6 protein-coding genes are annotated in these 7,828 nt (G+C 48.7%); 4 read left to right on the top strand and 2 right to left on the bottom strand.

Annotation, left to right across the window (positions count from 1 at the left end):
• Positions 1 to 656: toprim domain-containing protein (locus PsW74_RS20095; RefSeq protein WP_244277883.1), on the bottom strand; the 656-nt coding region annotated here is incomplete at its 3' end.
• 1,871 nt (positions 657 to 2,527) lie between these two features.
• Here PsW74_RS20095 and PsW74_RS20085 point away from each other — a divergent pair.
• Both PsW74_RS20085 and PsW74_RS20080 read left to right on the top strand, forming a co-directional pair.
• Entirely contained in the window at positions 2,528 to 2,773 is a 246-nt protein-coding gene (locus PsW74_RS20085) for a hypothetical protein (protein WP_063287038.1), read from the top strand.
• A gap of 219 nt (positions 2,774 to 2,992) precedes the next feature.
• Positions 2,993 to 3,466: a hypothetical protein gene (locus PsW74_RS20080; RefSeq protein WP_063287039.1), complete on the top strand. Its 474-nt coding sequence runs from the start codon at positions 2,993 to 2,995 to the stop codon at positions 3,464 to 3,466.
• A 513-nt stretch (positions 3,467 to 3,979) separates the two neighbouring features.
• Here the strand turns inward: PsW74_RS20080 and PsW74_RS20075 are convergent.
• Positions 3,980 to 4,171 (bottom strand): YqaE/Pmp3 family membrane protein, encoded by a 192-nt coding sequence (locus tag PsW74_RS20075; RefSeq protein ID WP_063287063.1) that lies wholly within the window; start codon positions 4,169 to 4,171, stop codon positions 3,980 to 3,982.
• A 373-nt stretch (positions 4,172 to 4,544) separates the two neighbouring features.
• On the opposite strand from PsW74_RS20075, the gene PsW74_RS28935 reads away from it, so the two are divergent.
• Both PsW74_RS28935 and PsW74_RS20065 read left to right on the top strand, forming a co-directional pair.
• Positions 4,545 to 4,718, top strand: coding sequence for a hypothetical protein (locus PsW74_RS28935; protein WP_193757802.1), 174 nt, complete (start codon positions 4,545 to 4,547; stop codon positions 4,716 to 4,718).
• Between the two features lie 371 nt (positions 4,719 to 5,089).
• Positions 5,090 to 7,072, top strand: a complete 1,983-nt coding sequence (locus PsW74_RS20065; protein WP_193775913.1) for an ankyrin repeat domain-containing protein — start codon at positions 5,090 to 5,092, stop codon at positions 7,070 to 7,072.
• Positions 7,073 to 7,828: the final 756 nt, after the last annotated feature.

Here is a 7,828-nt window from a genome sequence, read left to right as displayed (position 1 = left end):
TGCTCACCTTGAACATTTGCAGTCAGCTCAAAGTAATCTCGTGGCTTGAAGTTGGAAAGCTCTTGCTCACGCCTGCAGACAATTCCAAGTGTTGGGGTGCGAACACGGCCAATGCCGATAACAGCACGCACACCAGAAGGAACCAGTCTGGTCGTTGCAGTCCTGGTCAGACTAAGATTGAAAACCTGATCGGCCTGAGCGCGGGCAACCGCTGCATCATAAAGTGGTCGATACTCCGTGTTGGGCTTGGCAGAGGCAAAGGCTGTGCAAAGCGTCTTTTCATCTTCTGCCGTAAACATTGCTCGCAGCACACGGCCTCTATAGCCGTAAAAATGCAAGAGGTTTTCGCCAATCGCCTGACCCTCGCGGTCGCAGTCTGTCGCAATGATGACTTGATCAGCACTGCTTAAAGCACGCTTGATTTTATCAAGGCGCTCACCCTTACCGCTGGTTCTATCGGCCACCAACCCATACCGGCCACCTTGTGGGCGCAGCAGATCTGAAGACCATGCTTTCCAATCCGGATTGGCCTCGCCTGGAGATTGAAGCCGCAGCAAGTGTCCTTGTGCCGCCAGCACCTCTCCGTATCGAGATCCAACGGCCTTCATGACATTGCGGGCTTGCGAGGGTTTTTCTGTAATGACAATTGATTTCATGGTGCCCCATGCAACTAAAATGGTTCATTTTGCGCGTGCTCGAAAAGGTGATTTCTTGAATATCTTCAGAGCGGAGGAGGCAACCCCAATCCAAATTTCAATCACCCGGATTCTACTTGAACAGTTTGGAGCTGCAAGCACAATTCGACCAGGACGGCCGCAGGCTCAAGCTTTTGGCTCTGACTGAGAGACTGACACACGAGCCCCCCAGATGTGCGGGTGGTTTCAGGTCTTTTCTTACCTGCCATCACAATCAATTCTTGAACAAGAGGTTAAGGCGGTGGGCCTATACGGGGTGTGACTACGGGATCGGCACGGCGGCAATGCTGCGCTATGCCTTGTTGCTCACCCTTCGCCCCACGCTTTGCCGCTGCGCGCTACTTAAAACACGCCTGCGGCCTGTTTTATTAGGCTTGCAATTGGGTGCTCCGCACCCGCTTTGAGAAAAGGAACGGAAGGAGTGGCTGGCTTTGTCGGGTGACCAGATCGGGTGGAAGGTTGAGGGCAGGAGGGAAGGTCGCGGATCTTAACTTGAAGAGGGTGTATGTGGCTGAGTGAGAAATGACACCCTAAGCGATTTCGGGAGCTATTCTTTTTGTCAGACATAATCGACCCTTAGAACAGTGTTTGGGCTCGTTGCACCTGAAAGCAAAAAACATTGTTTGCGTCCAACAAAAGTACGCAAACCACCACAGAACATTGAGGCGGGACCGTGAGGCAAATCAGAGAGGGAAGTAAAATGAGGAGGCTTATCAATTAGCAAAGAAGGAGCGGCCCAAAGTCTCTGAAAATGTAGGGCAGGGGTTTTTACTTCAGATCTGAAATGAGGGCTCAAACAGTGAAAGCCCAGGTGATCTTCAGGCGATGAAATGAGTAAGGCAAGTGAAAGATCAAGCGGAAGGGACGATTTTCAAAACAACTTTTTAAGCGGGTAGCGAACTTAAGAGGTTCTAAGATCTGGAGTTGGCTCAGGAGTTCACAAGTTGGTTGCAATGAGAGCCTATGAAAAATAACCAACAAGGTTTTGAGTGCTGGTTGTAAGATGACTAACAGATGTATCTAACTGATAATAATAGTTAAATCTAAGAGGCTTCATAGTTTCATTGTTTTGAAAATGAAAAGATGGGCCAATCGTATCTGAAGTTCGATCTGAAACGAGATCTCGAAATTTTCCAGTTGTCTAGCAAGGGTTCAGGTGAGCTGATGTGGCTTCTTCTGAATTCGAAATAAACTAGCTATATCAATTTGTTATAGCGTATCCTTGAAGATCTGCACTCAGTTATGTTCGTGGTGTTAGATCAGCTGATGAAGCTTGATTAGTATTGTTTTTCAAGTCTGTAAGTCGTGTTTTTGTAAGGCTGGTATGAGCTGCTGGATCGTAAGAAGGGTGATCACGATGAGTAAGAGCTTTTGAATCTGACCTTTGATGAAATAATATCTGATGAAATAATGCGCTGGATTTTAGAGTATAAGAAACAATAGCGCAGGGGCACGTCTGCTATGCAGACCGGGCCTGTCCACGCGCTTACAGCGCTTACCAAGCCAGACACTTCCACGCTTAAGGTCTCATAATTTCCCCATGCCGTCTCTAACGAACCAGCAACGGCAAAACTCAACCTAAAGCGCTCCACTGTCTGTCTCGGCCATGCGGGAACTGTCCCTCGTGCAAAGAAAGGCGGAAAGCCGCTTAGCGGCTTCCTTTATCTGCTGTTCTCTAAGTCTCCCTTCAGCATGGTCAAGGCAACCTGCATGCAGGCATTCAAAGAATGACCTTGACCACACTGAACGGCTTCCCACGACGAGAAAAGTGAAACGAACCTCCCAAACGGGGAGGGGAGTGAGCTTTCTCATCTCAACCAAGGAGCCAATTCATGGGAACCCAATCACATCTGGCCTTAATCCCAGAAGCCTCAAACGAGGCTGAAGAAAAGATCTACACGGCACTGAGAGGTACGCCGGATCCCGACAAAGCAGTGAGTGCAGCTGTCACGCTCATTCTAGCCTATGCATCCTACAGATCCTATGAACCTGAAATGGGATTGGTTGAGACGGCAATGGAGCACGCGTTAGAAGCCTTCGCGATCAACAAGGCCGATGTCATTGATGAAGTGGCATAACAGAGGCCCTGTCCGACTATCTAGGTTGTAAAGTGCGCATGGTTCGAAGACGACTGGCATCTGTCTTCGAACTCTTCTCATCGATGGTCCTGAGGGCCGTGTCATTTAACACTCAGCCGCAATCAACCTCAATTGAGGCTCGACAATGTGTAACAAGGCCAGATACTGCCTTACCTCAAAAGCACAGGCTTATTGTATTTGACCGAGGAGACTTCACGGATGAAAAAGCGCAAATCCCTGAATAATGAACAAAAGTATCAGGCATTCATGGAGTTACTGCGAGCTGATACCACTGATCAGGAGGTCGCAGAGCGTTATTCTATATCCCAGCTCCATGCGCTCTCAAAGGAGTTGGAACAGGTGTTGCGCCAGCACCTCAAGATTTCTTCCAAGAATCCAGCGAGCCTCCCAAAATTTTCCGATCTGCAGTGTGACGTGTGGGAGGACTATGGCAAGGGAGAGATGACAGAAGAAGAAATTGACAACCAGGCCAAACGGCAATGGAAAGCTGCGTTAAAGTCAGGGCGTCTTTCTTATGACAGTTCCAGGTCGAATTTTGCAGATGACTGGATCTTGATAGAGGTGGAAGATAACGGTGTTGGCGGATTTGAGCACAAGGAAAATGGAGACCCTCTGCCACGCAGTAAAAAAGAAGCTGAGCGTTACGTGGCTGTGAACCATTTCGACGATTAATTTGTGCCTCTTGGGTGAAAGGATCTGTTACGGCTCAGTGCAAGATGACACTGGAACTCGCTCTGGAAGCCTTCGCGATAGATAAAGCAGATGTTTTTGAAGAGGGAGCATAAAGGCAGATTGTCTTGGGGGAACGGTTCATGAACCTATGCCTGCCATAGCGCGAGAACCCTATACCCGATATGATATCGATAACCACGTCCTTTACGAAGCAGCAGTGCGAGCCAGTCCGCACGATCGGAGAGGTTAGGCGCTCCGACAGTAGCAAAGCCTGGTAAAGGAGGTGGGATGTTGGATGAAACTTGTTTTGTAAGCTTGAGCTTAGGTTCAAAATGAAAAAGGTACGGAAGAGATTGGCCGTCTGGTTCCATACCCTTATCAAAGTAGTCTAACAGCTGGATTGGGGGGCGAAAGCTCCTCTTTCCTGTATTCAATATAGACCTGCTTCCTAAACAATTCAAGAAATACCAGTCCGATGCGTATTCATTGCTGTACCAACCGTATTGGTGATGCTCATCTGGAGCGCTGCATATTCCTGATCTTCTTGTCGGTCTTATATTGCCCCAGTGCATACACGGCCCAGATGGCCGCTGGTATCCAGCCGAGAATAGTGATCTGAAGCAACAGGCAGAAGATCCCCTGAAACGGGCGGTTGATTGTGAAGAACACAACAAAGGGAAGCAGGATAGCCAGAATTAAGCGCATAAATGAAATCTCCGCAGGAATGTAAAAACTACTCCACCAGGCGCAGCCTTGCGTGGTCACGAGGTCAGCGCTTATGACCGCAAACATGGTTGAGCCATGGATTTGTAAACACTGATGTATTGCGCATTTGAACTGCTCGTTTCAAGTCTTTTCAGCACAAGAGCGAGCAGCACAGAGCTGAAAAGACTTGCTTGGCTCTTGAACTTAATGAGCCGATTTCATCGAAGCTGGATCTTCGGGCCAAGATCCTCATTGAAGCACGATACAGCTCAGGTTCAGACCAGTTTCGCTCAAGACACTTCCCGCCAGGTAAAATTGATCCTGCGTTCTTTTATTGCAGTTTCTTTGTTTTTCATTTGCCAGCGAGTTTTTCATGAATGCCATTACACAAATCCCGCAGCTCCTTCAGGAGCAGGATCTCGCCTTTACCTTTGCCGCTCCTGCGCAGCCGGAGGCCGGATTGCTGGTCACGGGGTTCTCGGCAACTGAACGCCTTAACGGGCTCACGCAGATTCAGATTGAGCTGGCCAGTCCCGACTGTGTCTGAGTGAAAGAGAAATAACTTTACCTGTCCAAGATCCCCGGAAACTGAAACCTGACCTTTGGCAACGGTGACTAAAAGCCCAGCTTGATCAGGTTAGCTATGAGACTGATTACAAGAACTGCTGGTCTGCTATATTCTTTAGTTATTTCTGTTTTGGCCTCGCCAATAATCCTGTCACTTACATTGAGGCTTTAATGGTTCCTGAGAATTCTAGCAAAACCCTTGATGCAGGTTTTTGGGGAAGCACAAGCCGGCGGCAGTTTCTTGTAAATGGAGTTTTGGCCTGCGCAGCTTCTAAGCTGCTGGGAGGATGCTCTGGCCCCCAAACTGATCTGCGAACGCTTTGGAAGGATTGGCATTCCAATTGGCGGAGGATGCAAGAAACCGCCCGGAAACGTCAATGGGAAGTTACCACGCTTGATATTGCTCCACCTGCTGCTCCTGAAGCATTAGCCATCGTGGAGAGTCGATATCAAATGCTGTTCCCGTCGCAGCTTCGTGCGGTGCTAACCCAGCTATCTGGCTGCGTGACCTTTGGGTGGTACACGCCAAATCATCTTAGCTCTTTTGGCAGGCTGGATATGCCGCAAATGAGCTTTAATCGTGATGCTGTTTGGGATCTGTCACATATCAATAGCTATGCCCTGCCGAATTTTGTCGCCCTGAAAAGCCAGAAGGCATCTGAGAGTATCTCAGAAGCTCTTAACTTTCCTGAAATGTGGGAGAACCAGTTCCCGTTCTATTATTTGAAGAATGGAGACATTGTTACCATTGATGTGTCTGATCCCGACCCGCAAAAGCAACCTGTCCGGTACTTTTCGCATGAACTGGAGATGTTGCATGGGTTAGCGCTTGCCCCAGACTTTTTTAGTTTCATGACTGAAATGTCAAAACTTGGTTTTGCTGGTACGGAGTGGGCTTCATGGTTGCGCTTCGGCGACAACCAGCAAAATGACAGGTATTATTTGAGCTCTGACAGTGAAGGGGCCAAGGCGTGGATCAAATGGCTTGAGCGTGATCCAGAAAATGTTGGCCCGGATGAACCTCCCCAAGCGGTTGTCGAAACAACTCCAGCAGACAGAGCCCTGCTGGAATCTGCGCGCGCCAATTCAGTTTCTGGGGTTAAACGGGCCCTTCGCGTAGGTGCCCATCCTGATTGTGTTCCCGGCAGTGACTGGATATCCGGGAACTTTTTATGGGACCATGAATTCTCAACGGCAATCACGTATGCGGTTCGAAACAGCAACCTTGATATGCTTGAGATTTTGCTGGGGGCAGGGGCTATACTCAACACCCGCCGCTTACCTTTAAATGACGCAGTAAAAGAAAGCTCTCTGGCAACCGTGCGATGGCTTATTGCGAAGGGAGCACGTGTTGATGGATGGAAGCACCAGCGTTATTTCCCCCTGCATGATCTGGTCGTTACACGACGCCAGATAGCTCTGAAAACGCGCTCTGAATATAGGCAACAAATAAATAAGACCTACGGAACGCTTTGGCCTGATTTGAAAGAAGCAGAGCTTAAACGAAAGCTCAACGCGCATATCAGCTATGATGAATACTTGATTTTTCTTCGCACACTTCTGGCTGCTGGTGCTGATCCCAATGCTGCCTGGGATAATGGCATAACCATGCTGGCATGGGGAGATGAAAAGACGGCTGAAGTTCTGCTTGCATATGGCGCGAATCCGAATGCACGCGATGACTATGGTAAGACACCTCTTCACACAGCAAGGACAGGTAGGAAAGTTCGCATTCTCGCAGGGGCTGGTGCTGATGTTAATTTACTGGCAAGTCATTCAACAGAAGCTTCAGGTCTGAGCTACACACCTTTACAAGCTGCGCTGCTCCATGGAAAGCTTGAGGGTGATAGTCCCATTAAAGCGCTGCTGGACCTTGGTGCTGATCCCAAAAAGAAAGATGCAGGCGGGCGCACAACCCTGACATATTGTCATAGTGAGCGGGTTTTCCGACTTGTCATGGTAATGGGTGTCGACCCCCATGCTCTACAACCCAACCAGCAAACTCTTTTGCATAATTTAGTCATTCAGCACGGATTGCCGCGGCATGACTTTTCGGATGAAGTTGCTTTTCTGGATTTTCTGCTCGCTCTTGGTATCGACATAAATGCACGTGATGGTAACGGCAGAACCATGCTGCACTATGCGGCTGAGGAAGAGATTTACGATGAAAGCTTCCCAAACTATGAACTTGCCATCGCGAGAGGTGCTGACGAGGCTATAAGAGATAACGCAGGCAAGAGACCGGTTGAATTAGTCGCTAGGTCCTTAAAGAAAGTCCGTAGTGTATTAGCCCGTAAGCAAATGTCATCAGACCATAACCAAAGCGGAGCCTGAGTAAAGGTGATCGCAGTGCTGTATGGGGTAGCTTGCAGGAGAGGGCGAGATACTACCTTCGCTGTAACGGATTGCACTTATCCGGTGCTCGGATCACTTTATTTGCGAATAGCTGTAGAGCGGACGAAATTGATCCTTCACTGCAGGCGGAGAAACTCTGATCAAAACCCCGCGATTGTATACGATAAGAGCCCTAACCAGATATTTTCTCGCTTTCATCAAACACCGTGACAGAGAGATTAAGGGATGCCTGGAGCTTTCTAAGGCTCCACTCTAGCTCTGAAAGCCTCTTGTCCTGGAGGACCCGTTCCGATTTTCCTTTATGTATCAATAGCGGGCCATTTTCGGCCGAGGTCTGGCCAAAAATGGCCAGCTGTTTGATGATGTTTATCAATAACTTAGTTTGATTGTGAAGGATCTACTGGTTTCTCTGGCCAAAAATGGCCTAAAATGAGGTTGCAGAATATTGCTCGTAGTTCTGCTATCTGACACCTCCTATGCGTGCCAACAAAATATTTTACCAAGCTTTTTCATAGTGTTGAAAGGGGTGTCTGTGTTTTTCAGGAGTGCTTTCTCACTTTGGCATGCAAGTTGCAGTTGTGTTGGTACGCTGTCGCAGACTGGGGTCTGGGGCCGTGGCCCATTCTCATCAAATGGGGTTCATTTATTTGTTTTGCTGCGTCTGTCCGCACTCGGAGGGCGCTCACCAGGAGCATACTATGCCAACACCCGCTTATATCACCATTGAAGGGTCAA

The organism is Pseudovibrio sp. W74, from assembly GCF_001623085.1.
In the GTDB taxonomy this organism is placed as follows: Bacteria; Pseudomonadota; Alphaproteobacteria; order Rhizobiales; family Stappiaceae; genus Pseudovibrio.
The sequence above is the reverse complement of the archived record's forward strand: the minus strand, read 5'-3'. Positions and strand labels throughout refer to the sequence as shown.

What these genes read in the sequence shown, in the direction of transcription:
- PsW74_RS20065 (WP_193775913.1), top strand. Translation starts at nt 5,090, where the DNA reads ATGCAAGAAACCGCCCGGAAACGTCAATGGGAAGTTACCACGCTTGAT.
- PsW74_RS20080 (WP_063287039.1), top strand. Translation starts at nt 2,993, where the DNA reads ATGAAAAAGCGCAAATCCCTGAATAATGAACAAAAGTATCAGGCATTC.
- PsW74_RS28935 (WP_193757802.1), top strand. Translation starts at nt 4,545, where the DNA reads ATGAATGCCATTACACAAATCCCGCAGCTCCTTCAGGAGCAGGATCTC.
- PsW74_RS20085 (WP_063287038.1), top strand. Translation starts at nt 2,528, where the DNA reads ATGGGAACCCAATCACATCTGGCCTTAATCCCAGAAGCCTCAAACGAG.
- PsW74_RS20075 (WP_063287063.1), bottom strand. Translation starts at nt 4,171, where the DNA reads ATGCGCTTAATTCTGGCTATCCTGCTTCCCTTTGTTGTGTTCTTCACA.